At 61.2% G+C, this 24,953-nt stretch carries 21 protein-coding genes; 8 read left to right on the top strand and 13 right to left on the bottom strand.

The genetic code is table 11. The features are described from left to right. Nucleotide 1 precedes the first annotated feature (1 nt). Complete coding sequence (locus NTD89_RS15000) at nucleotides 2-736, bottom strand: phosphoadenylyl-sulfate reductase (RefSeq protein WP_106576281.1); 735 nt, start codon at nucleotides 734-736, stop codon at nucleotides 2-4. A 152-nt stretch (nucleotides 737-888) separates the two neighbouring features. Between NTD89_RS15000 and thrH the strand changes: the two genes are divergently transcribed. Then, nucleotides 889-1,506, top strand: a complete 618-nt coding sequence (thrH, locus tag NTD89_RS14995; protein WP_145159167.1) for a bifunctional phosphoserine phosphatase/homoserine phosphotransferase ThrH — start codon at nucleotides 889-891, stop codon at nucleotides 1,504-1,506. A 69-nt stretch (nucleotides 1,507-1,575) separates the two neighbouring features. On the opposite strand, the gene NTD89_RS14990 is transcribed toward thrH, so the two are convergent. From NTD89_RS14990 to NTD89_RS14965, 6 genes are all read right to left on the bottom strand, one after another. Continuing rightward, nucleotides 1,576-1,947: a type II toxin-antitoxin system HigA family antitoxin gene (locus NTD89_RS14990; RefSeq protein WP_262208424.1), complete on the bottom strand. Its 372-nt coding sequence runs from the start codon at nucleotides 1,945-1,947 to the stop codon at nucleotides 1,576-1,578. Continuing rightward, nucleotides 1,947-2,249 (bottom strand): type II toxin-antitoxin system HigB family toxin, encoded by a 303-nt coding sequence (locus NTD89_RS14985; RefSeq protein WP_262208423.1) that lies wholly within the window; start codon nucleotides 2,247-2,249, stop codon nucleotides 1,947-1,949. Before NTD89_RS14985 ends, NTD89_RS14990 begins: the two co-directional genes overlap by 1 nt. Before the next feature lie 227 nt (nucleotides 2,250-2,476). Then, the gene (pabB, locus tag NTD89_RS14980; protein ID WP_262208421.1) at nucleotides 2,477-3,820 is read right to left on the bottom strand and encodes an aminodeoxychorismate synthase component I; all 1,344 of its coding nucleotides are present in this window, start codon (nucleotides 3,818-3,820) and stop codon (nucleotides 2,477-2,479) included. A gap of 178 nt (nucleotides 3,821-3,998) precedes the next feature. Further along, nucleotides 3,999-4,985, bottom strand: coding sequence for an alpha-L-glutamate ligase-like protein (locus NTD89_RS14975; protein ID WP_106576284.1), 987 nt, complete (start codon nucleotides 4,983-4,985; stop codon nucleotides 3,999-4,001). Next, on the bottom strand, nucleotides 4,985-6,517 hold the full coding sequence (locus NTD89_RS14970) for an inactive transglutaminase family protein (protein ID WP_106576285.1): 1,533 nt from the start codon (nucleotides 6,515-6,517) through the stop codon (nucleotides 4,985-4,987). Before NTD89_RS14970 ends, NTD89_RS14975 begins: the two co-directional genes overlap by 1 nt. A gap of 5 nt (nucleotides 6,518-6,522) precedes the next feature. Then, a complete protein-coding gene (locus NTD89_RS14965) occupies nucleotides 6,523-7,059 on the bottom strand; it encodes an ATP-dependent zinc protease (RefSeq protein WP_119742081.1) in 537 nt (178 codons plus the stop codon). A gap of 270 nt (nucleotides 7,060-7,329) precedes the next feature. On the opposite strand from NTD89_RS14965, the gene NTD89_RS14960 reads away from it, so the two are divergent. The 6 genes from NTD89_RS14960 (at nucleotide 7,330) to prpD (ending at nucleotide 15,812) form a co-directional block, all read left to right on the top strand. Beyond that, nucleotides 7,330-8,025, top strand: a complete 696-nt coding sequence (locus tag NTD89_RS14960; protein ID WP_119742083.1) for a GntR family transcriptional regulator — start codon at nucleotides 7,330-7,332, stop codon at nucleotides 8,023-8,025. A gap of 11 nt (nucleotides 8,026-8,036) precedes the next feature. Then, nucleotides 8,037-8,930 carry a methylisocitrate lyase gene (gene prpB, locus NTD89_RS14955; protein ID WP_262208419.1) on the top strand — a complete coding sequence of 298 codons (894 nt, stop codon included), beginning with the start codon at nucleotides 8,037-8,039 and terminating at the stop codon, nucleotides 8,928-8,930. 42 nt (nucleotides 8,931-8,972) lie between these two features. After that, nucleotides 8,973-10,100 (top strand): 2-methylcitrate synthase, encoded by a 1,128-nt coding sequence (gene prpC, locus NTD89_RS14950; protein WP_242195929.1) that lies wholly within the window; start codon nucleotides 8,973-8,975, stop codon nucleotides 10,098-10,100. A 199-nt stretch (nucleotides 10,101-10,299) separates the two neighbouring features. After that, nucleotides 10,300-12,894, top strand: coding sequence for a Fe/S-dependent 2-methylisocitrate dehydratase AcnD (acnD, locus tag NTD89_RS14945; protein WP_262208417.1), 2,595 nt, complete (start codon nucleotides 10,300-10,302; stop codon nucleotides 12,892-12,894). A 10-nt stretch (nucleotides 12,895-12,904) separates the two neighbouring features. Then, a complete protein-coding gene (gene prpF / locus NTD89_RS14940) occupies nucleotides 12,905-14,095 on the top strand; it encodes a 2-methylaconitate cis-trans isomerase PrpF (protein WP_262208416.1) in 1,191 nt (396 codons plus the stop codon). A 232-nt stretch (nucleotides 14,096-14,327) separates the two neighbouring features. Further along, nucleotides 14,328-15,812: a 2-methylcitrate dehydratase gene (gene prpD / locus NTD89_RS14935; protein WP_262208415.1), complete on the top strand. Its 1,485-nt coding sequence runs from the start codon at nucleotides 14,328-14,330 to the stop codon at nucleotides 15,810-15,812. A gap of 149 nt (nucleotides 15,813-15,961) precedes the next feature. Here prpD and NTD89_RS14930 read toward each other — a convergent pair whose 3' ends face one another. Together NTD89_RS14930 and NTD89_RS14925 are read right to left on the bottom strand one after the other, a co-directional pair. After that, nucleotides 15,962-17,281 carry a nitrate/sulfonate/bicarbonate ABC transporter ATP-binding protein gene (locus NTD89_RS14930; RefSeq protein ID WP_262208413.1) on the bottom strand — a complete coding sequence of 440 codons (1,320 nt, stop codon included), beginning with the start codon at nucleotides 17,279-17,281 and terminating at the stop codon, nucleotides 15,962-15,964. A gap of 14 nt (nucleotides 17,282-17,295) precedes the next feature. After that, nucleotides 17,296-19,041 carry an ABC transporter permease gene (locus NTD89_RS14925; RefSeq protein WP_145159149.1) on the bottom strand — a complete coding sequence of 582 codons (1,746 nt, stop codon included), beginning with the start codon at nucleotides 19,039-19,041 and terminating at the stop codon, nucleotides 17,296-17,298. Between the two features lie 330 nt (nucleotides 19,042-19,371). Between NTD89_RS14925 and NTD89_RS14920 the strand changes: the two genes are divergently transcribed. Beyond that, on the top strand, nucleotides 19,372-20,334 hold the full coding sequence (locus NTD89_RS14920) for a hypothetical protein (protein ID WP_262208412.1): 963 nt from the start codon (nucleotides 19,372-19,374) through the stop codon (nucleotides 20,332-20,334). Nucleotides 20,335-20,393: 59 nt separating this feature from the next. On the opposite strand, the gene NTD89_RS14915 is transcribed toward NTD89_RS14920, so the two are convergent. The 4 genes from NTD89_RS14915 to moeB are packed head-to-tail and all read right to left on the bottom strand — an operon-like array spanning nucleotide 20,394 to nucleotide 24,950. Then, entirely contained in the window at nucleotides 20,394-21,125 is a 732-nt protein-coding gene (locus NTD89_RS14915; RefSeq protein WP_262208410.1) for an alanyl-tRNA editing protein, read from the bottom strand. Nucleotides 21,126-21,127: 2 nt separating this feature from the next. Beyond that, the gene (locus tag NTD89_RS14910) at nucleotides 21,128-22,120 is read right to left on the bottom strand and encodes a serine O-acetyltransferase (protein WP_262208409.1); all 993 of its coding nucleotides are present in this window, start codon (nucleotides 22,118-22,120) and stop codon (nucleotides 21,128-21,130) included. Between the two features lie 37 nt (nucleotides 22,121-22,157). Then, a complete protein-coding gene (locus NTD89_RS14905) occupies nucleotides 22,158-23,072 on the bottom strand; it encodes a PLP-dependent cysteine synthase family protein (RefSeq protein ID WP_145159143.1) in 915 nt (304 codons plus the stop codon). 15 nt (nucleotides 23,073-23,087) lie between these two features. After that, nucleotides 23,088-24,950 (bottom strand): molybdopterin-synthase adenylyltransferase MoeB, encoded by a 1,863-nt coding sequence (gene moeB / locus NTD89_RS14900; RefSeq protein WP_262208407.1) that lies wholly within the window; start codon nucleotides 24,948-24,950, stop codon nucleotides 23,088-23,090. Nucleotides 24,951-24,953 lie beyond the last annotated feature (3 nt).

Raw genomic sequence — 24,953 nt, 5'->3', positions numbered from 1 at the left:
CTCAGGCCTTGCTGATGATATTCCCAGCGTGCAGCCCACATTCCTTCTGCGTGGCTTCTTCCCACCACCAGCGGCCTTCGCGTTCGTGCTGGTTCGGCAATACTGGCCGGGTGCACGGCTCGCAGCCGATGCTGATAAACCCGCGCTCATGCAGGCTGTTGTACGGCAGCTCAAGCATGCGGATGTAACCCCAGACTTCCTCGCTGGTCATTTGCGCCAGCGGGTTGAATTTGTACAGGGTGCGCTCGGGTGTTGAGAACGCCGTGTCAATTTCCAACGCCGCCACCTGGCTGCGGGTGCCGGGGCTCTGGTCACGGCGTTGGCCGGTGGCCCAGGCGCTCACGCCGGACAGTTTGCGGCGCAGCGGTTCGATCTTGCGCACACCGCAGCATTCGCCATGGCCATCCTTATAGAAACTGAACAGGCCCTTTTCCTTGACGAAGGGTTCCAGTTTGCTCTGGTCTGGCGAGATCAACTCGATGTCGATCTTGTAGAACTCGCGCACCTGTTCGATGAACCGGTAGGTCTCCGGGTGCAGGCGCCCGGTGTCGAGGCTGAACACCTTGACGTTCTTGTTCAGCTTCCAAGCCATGTCTACCAGCACCACATCCTCGGCGCCGCTGAAGGAAATCCACAGGTCATCACCGAACTGGCTGAACGCCAGTTTGAGAATGTCCTGGGCGGATTTGTTGGCATAAGTCGTGGCGAGTTCAACGACGTCGAAGGCTTGGTTCATCAGGACGGTTCCTACAGGTCAGTGGCGCTGAGCGCTCTATAGGGAAGCGATGGTACCAAAATCCGCCCTGCGTTGCGGCGCAGAGCTTGAGTCGCTAGAGTTCGGCAGTCCTTTTGCTCGCTCAACTAACAACATCTAAATGGGAGTGTCTTGTGGAAATTGCCTGTCTCGACCTGGAAGGGGTGCTGGTTCCGGAAATCTGGATCGCCTTCGCCGAAAAAACCGGTATTGAATCCCTGCGCGCCACTACCCGCGACATTCCCGACTATGACGTGCTGATGAAGCAACGCCTGCGCATCCTCGACGAGCATGGGCTCAAGCTTGCCGACATCCAGGAAGTAATCGCCACCCTTGAGCCGCTGGACGGCGCCATTGAGTTCGTCAACTGGCTGCGCGAGCGTTTCCAGGTGGTGATCCTGTCCGACACCTTTTACGAATTCTCCCAACCGCTGATGCGCCAGCTGGGTTTCCCTACCTTGCTGTGCCACCGCTTGATCACCGATGAAAACGACCGGGTGGTGAGTTACCAACTGCGTCAAAAGGACCCGAAGCGCCAATCCGTGCTGGCATTCAAGACCCTCTACTACCGCGTGATCGCCGCCGGCGATTCCTACAACGACACCACGATGCTGGGCGAAGCTGACCGTGGGATTCTGTTCCACGCGCCGCAGAACGTGATTCGCGAGTTCCCGCAATTTCCCGCGGTGCATACGTTTGAGGATTTGAAGAAGGAATTCATCAAGGCGTCGAATCGGGCGTTGAGCCTATAAGTTTTTCAGCGCTGCTGATGGCCGCTTCGCAGGCAAGCCAGCTCCCACATTTGGTCGGGTTCACACAGTTCAACCTGTGGTGGCTGGCTTGCCTGCGAGCAACCGATCATAAGGAATACTCAAGCCCTCATGCAGGCGCTTGATCATCGCCAGGCTCAGCTTGCGCTTGTGGTTCAGCACTTCAGACACTCGCCCGCTCGTGCCGATGAAAGGCTCAAGGTCACGGGCGGTCATGCCTAGCTGCTCCATGCGAAATTTGATCGCTTCCACCGGGTCCGAAGGCGGCATGGGAAAGTGTTCCGCTTCGCATTTCTCAATAAGGACGGCGAGGATCTCCAGCTCGTCACCCTCCGGCGAGCCGATCTCGGCCCCCCATAGTTGCTCGACGCGTGCGAGCGCCGCCGCCAGGTCTTGCTGGGAATGAATGGGTTTTATGTTCATCACACGGTCTCCGCGTTGATCTGGTCGTAGTGCGCGTGGGTTCCCACGAAGCGTATGAACCCCAGCTGGCGCTGATAATCGATTGCCATGATCACTCGATACTTGTTGCCACCCACGTTGAACACAACCCTGCCGCCTTTGAGAATGCTGGCTGTTCTGAGCTCTGCTTTGAGTGCCTGTGGCGTCTGGCAAGTGGTCTTCTCCCTATGACGGTACAACTCGACCAGGGGTGTTTTGGCATCGGTATAGGCGGGATGGCTTTCCCAGAATATTCGTAAGGCAGACAGAGCGATTATGCGCATCGCTGCAACCTCCCAATTTGGGAGATGGTAGGCGCGGCGGGGTGGATATGCAATCGCGGAAATAATTTCTGACGAGTAGGCAGTCGCTTCATGTGATCCTTCACAAACGGCGGGTGGACGTGGACGCTGGACGCTATCCTCCAGGCCACACGTCGTCCACGACTGTTCTGATGCAGGCTTTTTCGGCAGCTTGGCTCTGCGTCTGAGCCTCAGGCAGGGCTGGGCTGCTACAAGCTTTCCAACGTTTGTAACAACACCCGCACTTTCGTCAGCGACTCCTGATACTCCGCCTCCCACTGCGAGTCCGCCACGATCCCGCCACCGCCCCAGCAGCACACCTGCCCATCCTTGACCAGCAAACTGCGAATCGCGATGGAGCTGTCCATCTCGCCGCGCACATCCAGGTACACCAACGAGCCGCAGTACAACCCGCGCCGCGTGGGTTCAAGCTCGTCGATGATCTGCATGGCGCGAATCTTCGGTGCGCCGGTGATGGAACCACCGGGGAAGCTGCCGGCGATCAGGTCGAGGGCGTCCTTGTCGTCGGCCAAGGTGCCAGTGACGCTGCTCACCAAGTGATGCACGTTGGGGTAGCTTTCCAGGCTGAACAATTCCGGCACTTTCACCGAGCCCGTCCGGCAGGTGCGGCCAAGGTCGTTGCGCAGCAGGTCAACGATCATCAGGTTTTCGGCGCGATCCTTGGGGCTGGCCAGCAGCTCGGCGGCGTGCGCTGCGTCTTCTTCGGGCGTCAGGCCGCGCGGGCGGGTGCCTTTGATCGGGCGGGTTTCGACGCGGCGCTCGCTGATGTGCACGAAGCGCTCCGGCGACAGGCTCAGCACTGCGCCGTCGTCCGGCAGGCTCTGGAACCCGGAAAACGGGGTAGGGCACGCCTCACGCAAGGCGCAGTAAGCCGCCCACGGATCGCCGACGCACGGCGCGCGAAAGCGCTGGGCAAAGTTGACCTGGTAGCAGTCGCCGGCCTGGATGTACTCCTGAATGCGCACGATGGCCTGCCGGTAAGCGTCGGCGGTCAGGTCCGCAACCATGGGGCCGTGCAGTTTGAAGCTGGCCTGGGTGTCGACAACTTCAGCGTTGAACAGCGCAATCAGGCGTTGTCGTTCGCTGTCGATCAGCGAAGGGTGGAAGACCAGCTGACTGCTCTGCACCCGGTGGTCACTGATCAGCGCCCAGGCATACAGCCCAAAGCGCGCGTCCGGCAGGTGCAGGTCGTCCACCGCCAAATGCGGCATGTGTTCCAGGTGGCGGCCGAAGTCGTAGCTCAGGTAGCCGATCAAACCCCCGGCAAACGGCAGTTCTAAACCTGCGGGCAATGCCGCCTCACCCAACTGCGTGAGGTTTTCGCGCAAGCGTTGCAGGAAATCACTGCCGTTTTCGTCAGGCCGTACCGTCAGCGTTTCCACTGGCCAGGCGCTGAGCAGGTCATAGCGCCCGCGTTCGGCAGCCGGGCGGCCGCTGTCGAGCAACACTGCGCCGGGGGCATGACGAATCGCCGCGAAGTAGTCGGCGGGGTTGGCCCGGTAGGGCAGCGGATGTACAGAGCAGGTCGACATGCGGGGTGGATCAGCTGTTGGCTTGGGGGAGGCGATTGTAGTCCTCCGAAGGGTTTGGTCCTAGAGCGCGGTTTAAATGGGGGCAGCGGGCTTACTCGCGAAGACGGCGTGTCAGTCCCGGTTGTGTTGAATGGCACTCCGCTTTCGCGAGCAAGCCCGCTCCCACAGTTGAGTGGCGTCAGCCTTCAACGGCGGGAATATGCCCGAACATCTCCTGCACGAACTTAACCCGCTCTTCCGGCGTTTCGGTCACGCCCGCAGCTTTCAACTCTTCCAGCCGCGCTTCCACCGCATGGGTGCGCAACGTCAGGCCGCAGTCGTTGGCAATCTGGATATTCAGCCCCGGCCGCGCGTTCAGCTCGAGGATCAGCGGGCCTTTTTCCTGGTCCAGCACCATGTCCACGCCGATGTAACCCAGCCCGCACAGCTCATAACAGCTGGCCGCCAACTTCATGAAACCGTCCCAGTTGGGCAGTTGCACGCCATCCACCGCGTTGGTGGTGTCGGGGTGTTTGGTGATGATGTTGTTCAGCCAGGTGCCGCGCAGCGTCAAGCCCGTGGCCAGGTCGACACCCACGCCAATCGCGCCCTGGTGCAGGTTGGCCTTGCCGCCGGATTGGCGCGTCGGCAAGCGCAGCATGGCCATGACCGGGTAACCCATCAGCACAATAATGCGGATGTCCGGCACGCCTTCGTAGCTGATGCTCTTGAAGATCTGGTCGGGTACCACGCGGTATTCGATCAGCGCGCGGTCACGGTGGCCGCCCAGGGAATACAGGCCGGTGAGGATGCTGGAAATCTGGTGTTCGATTTCTTCATGGCTGATGATCTTGCCGGACACCGTGCGATAGCGCCCTTCAAACCGGTCGGCCACCACCAGGATGCCATCGCCGCCGGCGCCCTGGGCCGGCTTGATCACGAAGTCGCTGCGCCCACCGATGATCTCGTCGAGCTTGTCGATTTCCTTCTCGGTGGAAATGATCCCGTACATTTCCGGCACATGAATGCCGGCCGCCATGGCCCGTTCCTTGGTGATGATCTTGTCATCCACAATCGGGTACAGGCTGCGCTTGTTGTACTTGAGCACGTAGTCGGCGTTACGCCGGTTGATGCCCATGATCCCCCGCGCTTCCAGGGCCTTCCAGGTTTTCCAGAAGCCGAACATTACGAATCAGCCTTGAGGAAGGCCTTGAAACGCACCAGTTCGGTCAGGCGGTAGCCGCGATAACGACCCATGGCCAGCATGAAACCCACCAGGATCAACAGGACTGCCGGGAAGGTGAACACAAAGTAGATCAGCTCCGGCACGCTCATGATGATGTGCGCCAGCGAGGCGGCGAACAGCGTACCAATCGCCACTTTCAGCGCATGGTTGGCGCCGCGTTCTTCCCAGGTGATCGACAGGCGTTCGATGGTCATGGTCAGAATCACCATCGGGAACAGCGCCACCGACAGCCCGCGCTCCAGGCCCAGCTTGTGGCTGAACAAACTGATGGCTGCAATCAGCACCACCACGAAGGTCAGCACCACCGACAGCCTCGGCAGCATCTGCAGCTTCAAGTGTTCCAGGTACGACCTGAGCGACAAGCCCAGCGCGGTAATAATGGTGAACAGCACAATGCCAAAGCCCAGTTGCGTCTCGCGAAACGCCAGGGCGATCAGCACCGGGGTGAAGGTGCCCAGCGTCTGCAGGCCGATCAGGTTGCGCAGGATCAGAATCACCAGCACGCCAATCGGGATCATCACCATGATCATGAAGGTCTGCTGGGTTTGCAGCGGCAGGCCGTACAGCGAGTACTCGAGGAAGTTGGCGTCGGTGTTCTCGTCGGTCAGCTTGGCCAGGCGAATCGCGTTCATTTCGCTGTTGTTCAGGCTGAAGGTCACCATGGCTTTCTTGCCGCCATCCACCGTGATCAGGTTTTCATCGCCGGTCCACCACAGCAGGCGGTCAGCGGGCAGGCCTTGCTCGCCGGTTTCCGGGTTGAAATACAGCCAGTCATTGCCATTGAAGCTGCGCAGCCACAGTTCCGGGGTTTGCGGCTGGTCGGCGACGAGTCGGATGGTGTGGACTTTTTCCACCGGCACATGGGCTATGGACAGCAATAACTCGACGATCTTGGCCTTGTGCGGCGTCGACGGGTCGCCCGCCAGCAGCAGCTTCACATTGTCGTCGTTGAGGTTGTTGGTGCGCTTGATCGCTTCGGTAATAAAGGTTTCGACGTCGGCCGAATGCTGGCGGATCGGCGCCAGCAAGGCTTCGGCGGCGATTTTTTCCGGGCCTTCCACGGCAATGCTGTCGCGGAAGGTCGGACCTTTGACCTTGACCTTCTCGCCGCTGTAACGCTTGGTCAGCACCAGGCGGTAATACAGCGTCTGGTTGCCCTTGGCGCGGCGCGCCGACCAGGTGACCTTGCGGTTACCGTCGGTGCGGTTGACGCTCACGCCGTAGTTATTGGAGATGAAACTCTCGTTGAGGCTGACGAAGTCGCGGCTCAGGGGCGGCACGAACATCGAGATCTTCACCGGGTCTTTGGGGCTGGCGACAAACTCGACCTTGGCGTCGATGTTCCACAGGTCGTCGGTGGCGTCCTCGGTGACGGGAATCCCCAGCACGAAAATCTGGTAGGCGGTGACCGAAATACCCAGCACCACCAAAATGGTGATGAGGATTTTCAGGTGCAGGGTCAAAGAGCGCATTCGGTTTACTCGGCGGTAGGAGCGTCAGCGGCGCAGGCAGGTTTGCCCGCTGCGTATTTAAGACTGGGGTCGACCAGCGCATCAAAGCGTTTCAAGGCTTCGGAGCCGATCAGCAGCGGGTATTGGAATGCGCTGCGGTCAGTCAAGTTCACTTCGATGCTGCGTAAAGCAGTGCCCATGCAGATGTCCAGGGCGATCACTGGGCGGGCGGTGTAGTTCTTGTCCTCATCGGGGTCGTAGTCACCGGCGCGGCGTTTGATTTTGCTGACGCGGGCCAGGGGGCGTTCGATGGGGTGGGAATGGGCGGTGTCGATGGCCAGGTAGAAACGTACCCAGGACTCACCGTTGCGTTTGAAGCGCTTGATGTCGCGGGCGCTCAACGAGGCGGTCTTGGCGCCGGTGTCGAGTTTGGCCGCCACTTCCAGGTCAATGCCCGCCAGTTTCGCGTATTCATTCAGGCCATACACGGTCTTCTCGGCGGCGCCGCCAAGGCTGGGTATGCACGCTAGGCAAAACATTAAAAGGAAGGGCTTGAGTCTCATAGATCCTGAGGCGCTGCAGTGCGATGTTTAATTCAAGGCGACTGGCATTGCTGCGCAATCTCGGGTGCGCCGTTTCATCAAGTGATGTCAGGCAAAAGCGGCGGGCATTCTAACATGATGCTTTTTTGGCGCCAGCGCTGGCAGGCGGCCATGCCCCTATTCAGCGCAGAAGGGGTTATTAGACGATTGTCGACAATGTTGATTTATTCTTTGACTATTTTGGCTTGAGTGGCTAGTTTTTGCGGCATTGCTTTTAAAGGTGTCGACAATATGCTGGATCAACTGGAAACCCCAGTGGTGGCGCAGGACGATTCCCAGACCATGTCCGAGAACGTCTTCCGGCGCATCCAGGCCGCCATCGTCAAAGGCGAAATCGCCCCCGGCAGCAAGATTTCCGAGCCGGAACTGGCCCGCACCTACGGCATCAGCCGTGGCCCGCTGCGCGAAGCCATCCACCGCCTGGAAGGCCAGCGCCTGCTGGTGCGCGTGCCTCACGTTGGCGCGCGAGTGGTGTCCTTGAGCCATGCCGAGCTGATCGAACTCTATGAAATCCGCGAGTCCCTGGAGGGCATGGCCTGCCGCCTGGCCGCCGAGCGCATGACCGACGCGGAAATCGAAGAGCTGCGCCAAGTGCTTCATACCCATGAACGCGACGAAGCGTTCCAGGCCGGCCTGGGCTACTACCAGCAGGAAGGCGACTTCGATTTTCATTACCGGATAATTCAAGGCGCCGGCAACCGCACCCTGACCCAAATGCTCTGCGGCGAGCTGTACCAATTGGTGCGCATGTACCGCATCCAGTTCTCCGCCACGCCCAATCGTCCACGCCAGGCTTTTGCCGAGCACCACCGCATTCTTGACGCGATTGCCGATCGCGACGGTGAACTGGCCGAATTGTTGATGCGCCGGCATATCGGCGCCTCCAAACGCAACATTGCCCGTCACTTCCCCGACGGCACTTCCTGAAGAGGTGAGTCATGAGTTCTAACAATAAAAGTACACCCGGCCAGCGTTTCCGTGACGCGGTCGCCAGCGAACATCCGTTACAGGTCGTTGGCGCAATCAATGCCAACCACGCGCTGCTGGCCAAGCGCGCCGGTTTCAAGGCGATTTACCTGTCGGGCGGCGGCGTGGCGGCGGGCTCTCTGGGGGTGCCAGACCTGGGCATCACGGGCCTGGATGACGTGTTGACCGACGTGCGCCGCATCACCGACGTGTGCGACCTGCCGCTGCTGGTGGACGCGGACACCGGTTTTGGCTCCTCGGCCTTCAACGTGGCGCGCACGGTCAAGTCGATGATCAAGTTCGGTGCCGCCGCTATCCATATCGAAGACCAGGTCGGCGCCAAGCGCTGCGGCCATCGTCCGAACAAAGAAATCGTGTCCCAGCAGGAAATGGTCGACCGCATCAAGGCCGCCGTGGATGCGCGCACCGATGACAGTTTCGTGATCATGGCGCGCACCGACGCCCTCGCCGTCGAAGGTTTGGAGTCGGCACTGGAACGCGCCGCCGCCTGCATCGAAGCCGGCGCTGACATGGTGTTCCCCGAAGCCATCACTGAGCTGGAGATGTACAAGCTCTTCGCCTCCCGCGTGAAGGCACCGATCCTGGCCAACATCACCGAATTCGGCGCGACGCCGCTGTACACCACCGAACAGTTGAAATCTGCCGATGTTTCCATCGTGCTGTACCCGCTCTCGGCCTTCCGCGCCATGAACAAGGCCGCCGAGAATGTCTACACCGCGATCCGTCGCGATGGCACTCAACAGAACGTGATCGACACCATGCAAACCCGCATGGAGCTCTACGATCGCATCGACTACCACACCTTCGAGCAGAAGCTCGACGCGCTGTTCGCCGCGAAAAAGTAAAGAACGCGCCTCCCTGAATAACTACAAAATTGGAGAACAACCATGGCTGAAGCAAAAGTATTGAGTGGCGCCGGCCTGCGTGGCCAGGTGGCCGGGCAGACCGCACTGTCCACCGTGGGCCAGGCCGGCGCCGGCTTGACCTATCGCGGCTACGACGTGCGTGAACTGGCCGCCGATGCGCAATTTGAAGAAGTCGCCTACCTGCTGCTGTACGGCGAATTGCCAACCCAAGCCGAACTGGCGGCCTACACCGCCAAACTCGGCAAGCTGCGCGACTTGCCGCAGGCGCTTAAAGAAGTGCTGGAACGCATCCCCGCCGACGCGCACCCGATGGACGTGATGCGCACCGGCTGCTCGTTCCTAGGCAATATCGAGCCCGAAAAAGACTTCAGCGTGCAACGCGATGTCACCGACCGCCTGCTCGCCGCTTTCCCGGCGATCATGTGCTACTGGTATCGCTTCAGCCACGATGGCAAAAAGATTGACTGCGTGACCGACGAGCCGAGCATCGGCGGCCATTTCCTGCACCTGTTGCATGGCAAGAAACCGAGCGAGTTGCACGAGAAGGTCATGAACGTGTCGCTGATCCTTTACGCCGAGCACGAGTTCAACGCCTCGACGTTCACCGCCCGTGTGTGTGCCTCGACCCTGTCCGATCTGTATTCCTGCGTCACCGCCGCCATCGGTTCGCTGCGCGGCCCGCTGCACGGCGGCGCCAACGAAGCCGCGATGGAAATGATCGAGCGTTTCGGCTCGGCCGAAGAAGCCGTCGAAGGCACCCTCGGCATGCTGGCGCGCAAAGACAAGATCATGGGCTTTGGCCACGCGATCTACAAAGACAGCGACCCGCGTAATGAAGTGATCAAGGGCTGGTCGAAAAAGCTCGCTGATGAAGTGGGCGACAAGGTGCTGTTCCCGGTCTCCGAAGCCATCGACAAGACCATGTGGGAGCAGAAGAAACTGTTCCCCAACGCCGACTTCTACCATGCCTCGGCGTATCACTTCATGGGCATCCCGACCAAGCTGTTCACGCCGATTTTCGTGTGCTCACGCCTGACAGGCTGGGCCGCGCATGTGTTCGAGCAGCGCGCCAACAACCGCATCATCCGTCCAAGCGCCGAGTACATCGGCGTTGAGCAGCGCAAGTTCGTGCCAATCGAACGTCGCTGAGTGAGGAGACCGACGAGCCGGGAATGGGTATGAGGTCAAATGTGGGAGGGGGCTTGCCCCCGATAGCAGTCTGTCAGTTGATACAGCTGGGACTGAGCAACCGCCATCGGGGGCAAGCCCCCTCCCACATGTTGATCACATTCCAATTCTGGATCTGCGCAGGTCTTCCTTTTGCAACTACCGTGACCGAGTCCTGACGATGAACACTGAATTTCGCAAACCGCTCCCTGGCAGCCGCCTGGATTTCTACGACGCCCGTGCGGCAGTCGATGCAATCGCCCCCGGCGCCTACGCCACTTTGCCGTACACCTCCCGCGTGCTCGCCGAGAACCTGGTGCGCCGTTGCGACCCGGCCACGCTCAATGCGTCCCTGAGCCAACTGATCGAACGCAAGCGCGACCTCGACTTCCCCTGGTTCCCGGCGCGTGTGGTGTGCCACGACATCCTCGGCCAGACCGCCCTGGTCGACCTTGCCGGCCTGCGCGACGCCATCGCCCTGCAAGGCGGTGACCCGGCCCAGGTCAACCCGGTGGTGCCCACCCAGTTGATCGTCGACCACTCCCTGGCGGTCGAAGCCGGAGGTTTTGACCCGGACGCGTTCGAGAAAAACCGCGCCATCGAAGACCGTCGCAACGAAGACCGTTTTCACTTTATCGAGTGGACCAAAAAGGCCTTCAAGAACGTCGACGTGATCCCGCCGGGCAACGGCATCATGCACCAGATCAACCTGGAGAAAATGTCTCCGGTGATTCAGGTGCGTGACGGCGTGGCGTTCCCGGATACCTGCGTCGGCACCGACAGCCACACCCCGCATGTGGACGCCCTGGGCGTGATCGCCATCGGCGTTGGCGGCCTCGAAGCTGAAAGTGTGATGCTCGGTCGCGCGTCGTGGATGCGCCTGCCGGAAATCATCGGCGTCGAACTCACCGGCAAGCTGCTGCCGGGTATCACTGCCACCGACATGGTGCTGGCGCTGACCGAATTCCTGCGTAAGCAGAAAGTGGTGGGGGCGTGGCTGGAATTCTTCGGCGAAGGCGCCTCCAAGCTGACCCTGGGCGACCGCGCGACCATCTCCAACATGGCCCCGGAATACGGTGCCACCGCGGCGATGTTCTACATCGACCCGCAGACCATCGCCTACCTGAAACTCACCGGCCGTGAAGACGAACAAGTCACCCTGGTCGAGCAGTACGCGCGTCACACCGGCCTGTGGGCGGATGATTTGAAAGGCGCGCAATACGAGCGCGGCCTGACCTTCGACCTGTCCAGCGTCGTACGTAACATGGCCGGCCCGAGCAACCCGCACGCGCGCGTGGCCACCAGCGACCTGGCGTCCAAAGGCATCTCCGGCCAGTGGGACGAAGTGCCGGGGCAAATGCCTGATGGTGCGGTGATCATCGCCGCTATCACCAGCTGCACCAACACCAGTAACCCGCGCAACGTGATCGCCGCCGGCCTGCTGGCGCGTAATGCCAACAAGCTTGGGCTGACGCGCAAGCCGTGGGTCAAATCCTCGCTGGCGCCGGGTTCGAAAACCGTGGCCATGTACCTGGAAGAAGCGGGCTTGGGCCACGAGCTGGAAAAACTCGGCTTCGGCGTGGTGGCATTTGCCTGCACCACCTGCAACGGCATGTCCGGCGCACTCGACCCGGTGATCCAGCAGGAAATCATCGACCGCGACCTGTACGCCACCGCCGTATTGTCGGGCAACCGCAACTTCGACGGGCGCATTCACCCCTACGCCAAGCAAGCGTTCCTGGCCTCGCCGCCATTGGTAGTGGCTTACGCGATTGCCGGCACCATCCGTTTCGACATTGAAAAGGACGTGCTGGGTCTCGACACCAACGGCAAGGAAATCCGCCTGCAGGACATTTGGCCCAGCGATGAAGAGATCGACGCGGTGGTTAAAGCCTCGGTCAAGCCGGAGCAGTTCCGCGCGGTCTACATTCCGATGTTCGCGATCCACGAAGACACCGGCCCCAAAGTGGCGCCGCTGTACGACTGGCGCCCGCAAAGCACCTACATCCGCCGCCCGCCGTATTGGGAAGGCGCGCTGGCCGGTGCGCGCCCACTCAAGGGCATGCGGCCGCTGGCGGTGCTGCCGGACAACATCACCACCGACCACCTGTCGCCGTCCAACGCGATCATGCTCGACAGCGCCGCGGGCGAGTACCTGGCGAAAATGGGCTTGCCGGAAGTCGACTTCAACTCTTACGCAACTCACCGCGGCGACCACTTGACCGCGCAACGCGCGACCTTTGCCAACCCGAAACTGTTCAACGAAATGGTCCAGGAAAACGGCAAGGTCAAGCAGGGTTCGCTGGCGCGTATCGAGCCGGAAGGCCAGGTCACGCGGATGTGGGAAGCCATTGAAACCTACATGGAGCGCAAACAGCCGCTGATCATCATTGCCGGCGCCGACTACGGCCAGGGTTCGTCCCGCGACTGGGCGGCCAAGGGCGTGCGCCTGGCCGGTGTGGAGGCGATTGCCGCCGAAGGCTTTGAGCGTATCCACCGCACCAACCTGGTGGGCATGGGCGTGTTGCCGCTGGAGTTTCTGCCGGGCACCGACCGCCACACCCTGAACATCGACGGCAGCGAAACCTATGACGTGGTCGGCCAACGCACCCCGCGTGCGCAACTGACCCTGGTGATCAACCGCAAAAATGGCGAACGTGTCGAGGTGCCGGTGACGTGCCGCCTGGACACCGCCGAAGAAGTGTCGATCTACGAGGCGGGCGGCGTGTTGCAACGTTTTGCCCAGGACTTCCTGGAATCGGCGGCGACCGCCTGAGGGGTTAACCATGGCACACGCAGCGCAAATCAAGATTCCCGCCACCTACATGCGTGGCGGCACCAGCAAGGGCGTGTTTTTCAGCCTCAAGGACCTGCCCGAAGTCGCGCAGGTGCCGGGTGCCGCGCGCGATGCCTTGCTGTTGCGGGTGATCGGCAGCCCCGATCCCTACGACAAGCAAATCGACGGCATGGGCGGCGCCACTTCGAGCACCAGCAAAACCGTGATCCTCGCCAAAAGCACCCGCGCCGATCATGACGTGGACTACTTGTTTGGCCAGGTCTCCATCGACAAGCCTTTTGTCGATTGGAGCGGCAACTGCGGCAACCTGTCGGCAGCGGTGGGTTCGTTCGCCATCAGCGCCGGGCTGGTCGACCCCGCCCGCGTGCCTCGCAACGGCGTGGCCGTGGTGCGGGTCTGGCAGGCCAATATCGCCAAGACCATCATCGCCCATGTGCCGATCACCGACGGCGCGGTGCAGGAAACCGGCGACTTCGAACTCGACGGCGTGACCTTCCCGGCCGCCGAAGTGCAGCTGGAGTTCATGGACCCGGCGGCGGAAGAGGAGGGCGGCGGTGGCTCGATGTTCCCCACCGGCAACCTCATCGACGACTTGGAGGTGCCCGGTGTCGGCACCTTCAAGGCGACACTGATCAACGCGGGCATTCCGACGATTTTCATCAACGCTGAAGACCTCGGCTACACCGGCACCGAGCTGCAAGGCGCGATCAACAGCGACCCCAAAGCCCTGGCGATGTTTGAAACCGTGCGGGCCTATGGCGCAATGCGCATGGGCCTGATCAAGCATCTTGACGAAGCTGCCCAGCGTCAGCACACGCCCAAGGTCGCCTTTGTGGCCAAGCCTTTGGACTACGTGGCGTCCAGCGGCAAGGCAATCAAAGCCGGTGATGTGGATCTGCTGGTGCGCGCCTTGTCGATGGGCAAGTTGCACCACGCCATGATGGGCACGGCGGCGGTGGCGATTGGCACGGCGGCGGCGATTTCCGGCACCTTGGTCAACCTCGCAGCCGGTGGTGTCGAGCGTAATGCGGTGCGCTTCGGGCATCCGTCCGGCACCTTGCGTGTGGGCGCGGAGGCGACCCAGGTGAACGGCGAATGGGTGGTTAAGAAAGCCATCATGAGCCGCAGCGCGCGGGTATTGATGGAAGGTTTCGTACGCGTGCCCGGCGACGCCTTTTAATAGCCAGCGCCGAACCCATGTGGGAGCGGGCTTGTGTGGGAGCGGGCTTGCTCGCGAAGACGGTGTGTCAGCTACACATAAGTTGACGGGCCCACTGCATTCGCGAGCAAGCCCGCTCCCACAAGGGGTTAAGCGGTACCCAACACTTATAAGCAGGCAATCAGACCTGCCAACACATGATCAACCCTGACCCTGAGGATGGAACAACCCCCTAACTGCTTGGAGAACTGCCATGAGCGCCAACGTCGACCAGAACAACCGCCCCGACTACGACCAGGTCCTGCAGGACATTGCCGATTATGTCCTTGATTACCGCATCGACTCCCAGGCCGCATTGGACACCGCCCGCAACTGCCTGATGGACACCCTCGGCTGTGGCCTGCTGGCCCTGCGTTTTCCCGAGTGCACCAAGCACCTGGGGCCACTCGTCGAGGGCACCGTCGTGCCGTTCGGGGCGCGCGTGCCGGGCACTTCGTTGCGCCTGGACCCGGTCAAAGCCGCCTGGGACATCGGCTGCATCGTGCGTTGGCTCGACTACAACGACACCTGGCTCGCCGCCGAATGGGGCCACCCTTCGGATAACCTCGGCGGCATCCTCGCCGTGGCCGACCACCTTTCGCAAAAGCGCGTGGCCAATGGCGACGCACCGCTGACCGTGCGCGCGGTGCTGGAAGCGATGATCATGGCCCACGAAATCCAGGGCGTGATCGCCCTGGAAAACTCCTTCAACCGTGTCGGCCTCGACCACGTGCTGCTGGTGAAAGTCGCCTCCACGGCGGTCTCCGCCAAGCTGATGGGCGCCAACCGCGAGCAATTGCTCGCAGCGTTGTCCCATGCATTTGTCGACGGCCAGGCACTGCGCACTTACCGCCACGCACCCAATGCGGGCTCGCGCAAATCCTGGGCGGCTGGCGATGCGTCGAGCCGTGGCGTGCGCCTGGCCGATATCGCCTTGCGCGGCGAGATGGGCATTCCCGGTGTGTTGAGTGCGCCGCAGTGGGGGTTCTATGACGTGCTGTTCAGTCACACCAACAACGACCTGGCGCTTAAGCCTGAGGACAAGCGCGCGTTCCGCCTGTCGCAGCCCTACGGCACTTATGTGATGGAAAACGTCCTGTTCAAGATCAGCTTCCCGGCCGAATTCCATGCGCAAACCGCCTGCGAAGCCGCAGTGGCCTTGCACCCGCAGGTCAAAGCGCGCCTGCATGAAATCGAGCGCATCGTGATCACCACCCATGAGTCGGCGATTCGCATCATCTCCAAGGTCGGCCCGTTGGCCAACGCCGCCGACCGCGACCACTGCCTGCAATACATGACCGCGGTGCCGCTGGCCTTCGGCGATCTGGTGGCCGAGCAGTACGAGGACGCGTTTCACGCGGCCCACCCGATCATCGATGAGCTGCGCCAGAAGATGGTGATCGTCGAAGACCCACGCTACAGCCGCGAATACCTGGAGGCCGACAAGCGCTCCATCGCCAACGCGGTGCAAGTGTTTTTCAAGGATGGTTCCAGCACCGAGCAGGTGGCGGTGGAATACCCGATCGGCCATCGTCGGCGTCGGGTGGATGGCATTCCATTGCTGGAGGACAAGTTCAAGGCCAACCTGGCGACCCGGTTTACCGCGCAGCGCAGTGCCGAGATTTTTGCCCTGTGCAAGGATCAGGCGAAGCTTGAGGCCACGCCAGTGAATCGGTTTGTGGACCTGTTTGTGGTCTGAACACCACCACAACACTCACTGTGTAAACCCAATCACTGTGGGAGCTGGCTTGCCTGCGATAGCATCACCTCGGTGTATCTGAAAGACCGAATTGCCTGCATCGCAGGCAAGCCAGCTCCCACATCTTGATGGGTGTTCGCTTAAGTGCCCTACATACTGCCTTCCACATCATCCAGGCTGAAGGTCTCGGTATGGTCGTCATAGGAGAAAATCTCCGCATACCGACCCCACGCCACCACGCTTTCCAGGGTTTTTTGCACAAAGGCTTCGGTCATCGAGTCCTCCAGTTCCTGCTCAAAGCGCACCCGTGGCGCGCGGTGCCCGCTGCGCTCAAGCAAGACCTGATGAATGCGCGCGGCGAGTGGCACGTGCCGGATCAAATGCTCGGCGAACAGGGTTTTGCGTTCCTGGGTGCCGTAGTCGGCGAACAGTTTGCCGGCGTCTGTAAGGGTGATGTCGGCGCCCTTGAGTTCGGCGAAACCCAAATGCTCGAGCATCTCGGCCACCGGGAATAAATCGTCCACTTCCAGCAGGCGGCGCTCGGCCACCGTGGGCAAACCTGCGTGGCCGTTGTAAGGCTCGGCGGCCAGGGTTTCGATCAGGCCGGCCATCAGGTTGGTCGACACTTCCGGCAGCAGGCTGCCCATTTTCAGCTCGGGGATGCCTTTGGCATCGGCGCTGCGTCGGTCGGTCATCAAGGCATAAATGTCGTCGACCATTTGCCGAAAGGTCGGGTCCAGGCGGTTGCGCGGGTGTGCAAATGGCACCTTGATTTCGGCGACCACCCGGCCCGGGTTGGACGACAACACCAGGATGCGGTCGCACATCAGCACCGCTTCTTCGATGTTGTGGGTCACGATCAGGATCGATTTGATCGGCAGTTGCTTGCCGCTCCACAAGTCCAGCAAGTCGGTGCGCAGGGTTTCGGCGGTGAGCACGTCGAGGGCTGAGAAGGGTTCGTCCATCAACAGCAGCGTCGGGTTGACCACCAGCCCGCGGGCGAAACCCACGCGCTGGCGCATGCCGCCGGACAACTCGCGCGGGTAGGCGTTTTCAAACCCGTCCAGGCCGATCAGGTCGATGGCGGCCAGGGCACGGCGGCGGCTTTCCTTGCGCTCGACTTGCAAGGCTTGCAGGCCGGCTTCCACGTTTTCCAGCACGGTCAGCCAGGGGAACAGCGCAAAGGTCTGGAACACCATGGCCACGCCTTCGGCCGGGCCGTTGAGCGGGGCGCCGTTGTAGCGCACTTCGCCCGACGACGGCTGAATCAGCCCGGCGATGATGCGCAGCAAGGTGGACTTGCCCGAGCCGGAGCGGCCGAGCATGCCGACGATCTCGCCTTCGTGCAGGCTCAAGTCCACGCCGCTGAGCACTTGCAGCTCATCTTTGCCCTTGCCGAAAACCCGGTTGACGTTTTTCAGCGAGTAGATTTGCGGGGTATCAGCAGCGCGTTCGGTATTGGTATTCATCACAGCGAATCCCGTCAATTCAAGCGAAGTTTGTTTTCAGCCAGGGCGTACATCGGCCGCCAGACTGCGCGGTTGAAGGCCACCACAAAGATCGACATCACCACCACGCCCAAGGCGATTTTCGGGAAGTCGCCGGCGGCGGTGGTCTGTGCAATGTAGGCGCCCAGCCCGTGGGCGACCACGTTGTCCTGGCCCCAGGACACGTACTCGGAAACGATACTGGCGTTCCACGCGCCGCCCGAAGCGGTAATGGCGCCGGTAACGTAATAGGGGAAGATCCCCGGCAGCATCACCTTGCGCCACCACAACCAGCCGCGGATGCGGAAGTTGGCGGCAGCTTCCTTGAAATCATTGGGAAACGCGCTGGCCCCGGCGATCACGTTAAACAGGATGTACCACTGGGTGCCCAGCACGATCAGCGGGCTCAGCCAGATGTCCGGGTTGAGCTTGTAGTGCAGGATCACGATGACGAATACCGGGAACAGCAGGTTCGCCGGGAAGGCGGCGAGGAACTGCGCCAGGGGCTGGATTTTCTCCGCAAGGCGGGGGCGCAGGCCGATCATCACGCCCAGCGGCACCCAGATGAGTGATGCGATCAGGATCAGCCCGGTTACCCGCAGCAGCGTGATCAGGCCCAGCAGGAACACATGGCCGACCTCGGCAAAGGTCACTTCGGTGCCGACGTACTGCACGATGTGATACAGCGCATAAGCGGCCAGCAGCGCTATGAGTGTGCCCCACACCCAATCGATCACTTTTGAGGCCTTCGGTGTTTCTGCCGGCAACGCCTTGAGCGCACTGCCCGCGAGGCTGAAACGCTTGTTACCGATACGGCTGATGGCACGGGTGATCGGGCGCAGGATGCGCTGAACCACGCGCGTGCGCTGGATCAGGTTCAACAGCCAGGATTGCGGCGCGGCGCCCTGAGAGGCCGTGGTCTCCATGCGGAACTTGTCGGCCCAGGCCACCAGCGGACGGAACAGGAACTGGTCATACATCAGGATGACCACAATCATCGCCAGGATCACGTAACCCACGGCGTGCAGGTCTTTCTGGGCAATGGCCAGGGCCAGGTAAGAACCCACGCCCGGCAGGGTGATGGTCTTGTCGCCGACGGTAATGGCTTCGGAGGCGACCACAAAAAACCAGCCGCCGGACATGCTCATCATCATGTTCCACACCAGCCCGGGCATGGCGAAGGGCACGTCGAGCTTCCAGAACTTCTGCCAGCCGGAAAGCCGCAGGTTGGTCGACACTTCGACCAGGTCGTGGGGCAGCATGCGCAGCGACTGGTAGAAGCTGAACGTCATGTTCCAGGCCTGGCTGGTGAAGATCGCAAAGATCGCGGCGAACTCGGCGCCCAGCACACGCCCGGGAAACAGCAACAGGAAAAACGTCACGGTAAAAGAGATATAGCCGAGCACCGGCACCGATTGCAGGATGTCGAGCACTGGCACCAGCAGTTTCTCGGCACGCCGGCTTTTGGCGGCCAGGGTGCCGTACAACAGGGTGAAGACCAGTGCGGCGACCATCGCCGCGAGCATGCGCAGGGTGGTGCGCATCGCGTATTCCGGCAGGTTGGCCGGGTCCAGAGAGATGACTTCACTTTGCAACGTGGCGATTGGTGCCCAGGTTTCCCGCGCCGTAATGGAGAAAAACAATAAAAAGCCGATCACCAAAGGCAAGGCGACCAAATCCCAGCGATTGGGTAGCAAGCGCAGCGTGGACGCCGGTAAATAGTGACGAAACACTCTGTTCATAGGCAGTCAGTCCTGCAGCGTTCAGGGGCGTGATGGGAGTGAGCTTAGCTGCTGCACGAATGACCCACCGAGAAGGGCGGGCGCTGTTTTCGTGAGTCAGGGGCAACGAGGCGTTGCAGGCGGGATTGTACGTTTCTGAATGTTACAAGCACATAAATTTGCTGTCAGTTTCCTGTACGAACTGCGGCTTATGTGTTGGTGCGCCGGGCGTCCGCCCCTGACACAAGCGCAAGGCACCGCTGTTTTTGCCTGAGATACAAATAGCCACTTACCCGCCCTACGGTTCCGGAACCCTCTTTCAGAGAAACGCCAATCAGGTAACCAGACGGCGTGCGAACGCAGGCCTTCAAATCGGCAATCACGACTTCACTACCTGAATCTGGGAAGGTCCCTATGACTAGCGTAAATACTCGGCCAGCACCCTACACGGTTGGCTATGAACAGCCTCAAAAGCCGTCGCCCATCAGCTACCAGTACAGCGCCCGCGCCTCCGAACGAACCAGTACCCAGCCCGATTCGGCGCCGCTGCGTCCTGCGATGACGCCCGAGCAGCGCGGCCAGTTCTCAAGCCACAGCGCGATCGTGAACGCGCCACCTTCACAGGGTTCGGAGGCGACGGACTCGCTGGCAGAACTGACGCAAAAAAATATGGCGCTTCGTGCCAAGTTCCAGGGGTTTGCCGCTGAGGTTGGGCCACAGATCCAGAGCCTCCAACAGCAAGTTGTCGACCTGACTCAGCAACTCAATACACCCCGTGAAGCCACTCAACCCTCCTCGAATCAGCCTGAGGCTACGCCGCAGAACCGTTCTGCAGGTGAGCAGCACACTGCGCCGTCGCAGGCTTCGCCGGTTACACCGAATCCATCGGGGACTGAGCCGGGCCAGGCTCAAAGTCTTGAAGCGTTGAACCGTGAGAGCCAAGCGTTTCGCCAGGAAGTGTTAGCGTTTTTCGGGGAGCTCAAGACGGTGATTCAGCAACTGCAAGAGCAAATCCAGGGCTTGGCTCAACGCATTGACGCGATTGGCACGCCTCAGAACGCGGTGCCTTCCGAGCCGGAAAATTCTGCTCCTGGTCCGTCACCCGACGCAGCAGCCCCCGCGAATGACCCAATGCCGGCCCCGCGCGATGAGCCAGAAGCGACTGCTGCGCGTGGCGTTGAAGCACTCATGAGTGAAAACGCACAGCTACAGGCCGGGCTTGATCAAATGGAAGCACAGTTCAAGGCCGTGATTGCGCAGCTTCAAGCGCAGATCGAGACCTTGAGCAAGAAAATCAGCGAGCAAAAGCAATAAGGGCTGCACCGCGTCGGCCTTGTATGGGGGCACCCCATACGGGCCGCGTCAGGGTTGACCTATCCCTCGAACCGCAGGATCACCCGGCGGTTGTGCTTGCTCTTCTTTTCGATTTTCTCGCAGAACACCCGGCCGATTTCCTCGGTGTTGATCACATGGGTGCCACCGCATGGCTGGATATCGATGCCGGCGATTTCAATTACCCTCACCGAACCCTGGATCACCGGCGGCGCTACTGCCTGGGTACGGGTGATCTGCAGCAGGGTTGAGTACTCCGAGGCGGGCATCGACAGGGTTTTCACCACGTGGGCCTGCTCGATCAGGGCGTTGAGGTCGCGCGTGATGCTGTCTTTATCGAGGGTCATTTCCGGCAAGTCGAAATCCAGCCGGCCTTTGTCTGCGCCGATGCTGCAACCGGTAACGGGGGCATCAATGATCGAGCACAGCAAATGCAGGCAGGTGTGCATCTTCATATGCTGGTAGCGGCGCTCCCAGTCCAGACCCGCGTCCACCTGCACCCCGGCAGTCAACTGCGGCGGGCACTCTTCGACTTGATGCCAGATGATCGAACGCAGCACCGGGTCGCGTACGGTGCCGATCACTTCGACCCGCGTGCCATCGGCCAGTGTCAGGTGCCCGGTGTCGCCCGGCTGGCCGCCGCCGGTGGGGTAGAACAGCGTGTGCTCCAGGGCAATGCCGTGTTCGCTGACCGCAATTACCCGCGCGCTGAAGGCATTCTGGTAGGGCGCGCTGTCGAACAGCGCCAGGGTTTCCATGGTGTGCACAGACATGTTCAACCTCCGACAATCATTGGGCTGGCTTGCAACAGGTGACGCACCATCGCACTCAAGCCAGGGGGGGAGAGCAGGGTGATTTCAAATTCCGGCCCGCAGATTTTCAGGTTCAGCGGCAAGCGTGGCAGCTGCTCGCCGACATCGAAGCGGCGCAGGCGAAACTGCAGGTGATGACGCTCTTTCACCGTGGGCTCCAGCATCAGCCCCTGCAACGGGTGAAAGTCGGCGTCGAGCACCGTGACCTTGTGGCTGGCATTCACTTCGCCGACCACGTGCAAACGCTCGTCCAGGGCGAAAGCTCCGAGGTAGTTGCTGTGGTCTGACTCATCGTTTTTCTGCAGTTGAACCTGATTGACCACCTTGACCTTGGTACCTGCAGGCACGTCCTGGGTGATGACACACGAAGGGCTGATAAACACGTTGTCGCCGATCAGCACATACCCCAACACGCGGGCGCCGGCGCCGACCTCGACGTTGTTGCCCAGGCGCGGGTGGCGTTTGCCATCCGGGTTGTTGGCGATCCCGCGGGCGCCCAGGGTCACGCCGCAGAGGATGTAGCAGTCGTTGCCGATCTCGCAGGTTTCGCCGATCACTGTGCCGTAACCGTGGTCCAGCACGAAGCGCCGGCCTATGTGCGCAGCGGGATGGATCTCGGCTCCAGAGAGGATTTTGCCCTGGTTGCTGAGCTTCAGAGCCATGCGCGAAAACTCGCCATTGGTTTGATCGGGGAAATGCCATACCAGGTGCGCAAGGCGGTAAAACAGCACGGCCTTGAACGAGGCATAGGATTCCAGAATCAACTCGCCGCGCCCGCGTGACGCCGGGTCGCGATAGGCATAGGCGATCAGGTCCTCGGCCACCGCCTGTGCGGCGTTCTGGATCAGCGGCGCCAGGTGCGGTTCCAGCTGCTTGATCTGCGCAGGCGTCAGGGTCTTGATGAGGTGGGTGAGCAACTCATCGTGCAGCTGTTGCATGTCGATAAAGCCCCCCATGGAGGCACCCCCGCGTTCTGGATGGTTGGGAAACCGGTTATTCGAAACTGGGCAGGTAGCTGTCAGCATTGTCGTAGACCATGGTCAACACCACCGTTTCGGGCGGCAGTTCGGGGGCGAGTTGGGCGATGGCGACCATGTTGGCGGCCGAGGACAAGCCCAGGCTGATGGCGTCGGTGCGCATGATGCGTTTGATCATGTCCATGCATGCCTGGTGCGACACCTTGAGCATGCCGTCGATCACGTCCAGGTTGAGAATGCTCGGGATCAAGCCAATCGACAGGCCCTGGATATGGTGCGGCGCGTGCTGGTTTTTCAGCAGGTCGCATTCCTCCGGTTCCACGCCCATCACCCGCAGTGCTGGCCAGGCGGCCTTGAGCGTTTCGCCGATGCCCGTAAGGTGGCCGCCGGTGCCGATGCCGCTGACGAAATAATCCACGCGCCGTTCACCGAACGCGCGGAGGATTTCCGGTGCGGTGGTGTCGCGGTGGGTTTGCGGATTGGCGCCGTTACGCTGCTGGTTGAGCATCACGTAGCTGGGGTTTTCGAGCTGCAGTTCCATGCACTTTTCGCCGTGGGAGTTGTTCCCCAGGCGGCTGTCCGACAGCACCACCTTGGCACCGTACAGGCGCAGCAGTTTCTGCTTTTCGGGGCTGTAGTTGTCCGGGATCACCAGCACCACTTTGTAACCCAACACGTTGCCGGCCATCACCAGTCCAATGCCGGTGTTGCCGCCGCTGGGCTCGATGATGGTTTGCCCGGAATCGCGCATCAGCACGCCGCGGCGCTCGGCGTCGAGGATCATGCCCAGCGCGATGCGTGCCTTGTGGCTGCCACCTGGGTTGAGGGATTCCAGCTTGGCGTAGACCTCGATGCCAAGGTCTTCGGAAAACTGCGCCAGACGCACGATCGGTGTGTGGCCGATCACGTCAAGAATGGAGTTATGCAACATCGCTCAGCCCCCGGATCAGTACAAAGGCATGTCAGGTTCGACGTCGCGAACCCAGTGTTTCATGCCGCCCTGCAGGACTTTGGTGTTGGCGAAACCGGCGGCCAGCAAGGTGCTGGCGGCTTGCTCGGCGCGGGAGCCGGCGTAGCAGATCAGGTAATGGGTATTGTCGCGGCTGAGGCTGTGCAGTTGCTCATCCAGTTCGGCCAGAGGGATATGCACCACGCCCGGCAGTTTGCACACCTCCAGCTCAGTGGCGTCACGCACGTCCAGCAGCACATCGGCGCTGCGGTGGTGTTCAAGCACTTGCTTGAGTACTCGCGGCTTGATGTAGCGTTCTTCGGCCAGGGACGGTTGGCTGGGCACGGCATCGGCGCACACTGTCGGCGCCACCGGTTCGCTGCGACGCAGCGCCGAGCAGCACGGGCAGTCGGCGCGGCGCTTGAAGCGGATTTCGCTGAATTTCATCGCCAGCGCATCGAAGCGCATCAACCGACCGGACAGCGGCTCGCCGATGCCGATCAGCAATTTGATGGCCTCGGTGGCTTGAATCATGCCAACCACACCCGGCAATACGCCGATTACGCCGCCGGCGCTGCAGTTGGGTGCCAGCTCGGCAGGCGGTGCTGAGGGGAACAGGCAGCGGTAGCACGGCCCACCTTTATAGTTGAGCACACTGATCTGCCCGTCGAAGCGGTAGATGGCGCCGTAGACCAGAGGTTTACCCAGCTGCACGCAGGCGTCGTTGACCAGGTAACGCGTGTCGAAATTATCGGTGCCATCGATCACCAGGTCGTAGGCGCCCACCAGTTCCAGGGCGTTGTCGGCGTTGAGGGCAGTGTTGTGCGCGTTGATCTGGATGTGCCCGTTCAGATCCTGCAGGCGCTGTTTGGCCGACTCGACCTTGGGCATGCCCAGTGTGCTGTTGCCGTGAACGATCTGGCGTTGCAGGTTGCTGCTTTCCACCACATCGAAGTCCACCAGGCCCAGGGTGCCAATGCCGGCCGCCGCCAGGTACAGGCTGATGGGCGAGCCGAGGCCGCCGGTGCCGATGATCAATACCTTGGCCTTTTTCAGGTTCAACTGACCTTCGCGCCCGACGCCTGGCAGAGTGATATGGCGCACGTAGCGCTGCACTTCTTCGTTGCTTAAAGCCTCGACGTCCATGCCGCCGGAGGTGGCGAGCAGCACTTCGATTCTGGCTTTTTCCGGCAAGGGCTCGTCGGCGTCGATCAGTTCTTCCTCGGCCGTGAACAGGAAGTGTTCCTTGAGCTGATTGTTCTTCTCGTGAAACAGGTGCGGGCGCAGCTGCGGGTGGCTGCTGCAGAGGTTTTCAATGACTTCGCGCAATGTCGATCCGGTGCCCTCGAGGGTCGATTCCGGCAGCTTGGCCACGCGAACCAGAATGTCGGGGAAAGAGACAGCGTTCATGGACAACTCCGTGTGCAGGTCGTTGAAGGGTTGAGGGGCGAAATGCTTGCCGTCCCAGGCAAACAGCTTTGAGCCCAGGGCCTTGCCCTGGCGTACGTCCACCACCAGGTAGCTCACGGGGTAGATCGGCTCACCCAGGAACAGTGCCTTGTCCTGGTCTTCGTCACTGAAGTAGGCGCCGACATCCGGGTGCGAGTGATAAATCACCACTACCGGGTTATCACTGCGCAACGCCTTGTTCATCAGCAGGGTGTCGGCCACCGAGAAGGTGTAGCCGTTGGCCGCGCTGCGCGCGTACATCTGGGGGTTCTTGCGGTGTAATTCGTTCTGGATATTGCTGCCCAGGTACACGCTGCCGTCGGCGAAGACAAAACCACAGCATTCCTCCGGGTAGCTGCGGCTGGCGTGGGCATAGATCTGCTCCAGGGCGTTGGGGCGGAGGACGTCCATGTT

Origin of the sequence: Pseudomonas sp. 14P_5.3_Bac1 (assembly GCF_025466135.1) — a bacterium.
In the GTDB taxonomy this organism is placed as follows: domain Bacteria; phylum Pseudomonadota; class Gammaproteobacteria; order Pseudomonadales; family Pseudomonadaceae; genus Aquipseudomonas.
This window is presented reverse-complemented; position numbering and strand designations above follow the sequence as displayed.